The following is a 575-nucleotide window of genomic DNA, read 5'->3' on the forward strand; positions in this document are numbered from 1 at the left end:
CATCATCGGTTCGGCTCGTATGGCGCTGGAAGGCAAAGACGACAACGAAATGGGCACCACTGCCGTTCGTAAACTGGTTGAGACTCTGGATACCTATATCCCAGAACCAGTTCGTATGATCGACAAGCCGTTCCTGATGCCAATCGAAGACGTATTCTCGATCTCGGGTCGCGGTACTGTTGTGACTGGTCGTATCGAGCGCGGTATCGTTCGCGTTCAGGATCCGCTGGAAATCGTTGGTCTGCGTGACACTACCGTTTCCACCTGCACCGGTGTGGAAATGTTCCGCAAACTGCTCGACGAAGGTCGTGCTGGCGAGAACTGCGGTGTTCTGTTGCGTGGTACCAAGCGTGACGATGTTGAGCGTGGTCAGGTTCTGGTTAAGCCGGGTTCGGTTAAGCCGCACACCAAGTTCACTGCAGAAGTTTACGTTCTGAGCAAGGAAGAAGGCGGCCGTCACACTCCGTTCTTCAAAGGCTACCGTCCACAGTTCTACTTCCGTACTACTGATGTGACTGGTAACTGCGAGCTGCCAGAAGGCGTTGAAATGGTAATGCCAGGTGACAACATTCAGA

At 53.4% G+C, this 575-nt stretch carries 1 protein-coding gene; it reads left to right on the forward strand.

From position 1 onward, the window contains the following. Positions 1-575, forward strand: a 575-nt coding sequence (locus BK660_RS30970) for an EF-Tu C-terminal domain-related protein (protein ID WP_259698565.1), incomplete at both ends; no start/stop codon positions are given.

Source organism: Pseudomonas brassicacearum, from assembly GCF_003732265.1.
GTDB classification, from domain to species: Bacteria; Pseudomonadota; Gammaproteobacteria; order Pseudomonadales; family Pseudomonadaceae; genus Aquipseudomonas; species Aquipseudomonas brassicacearum_D.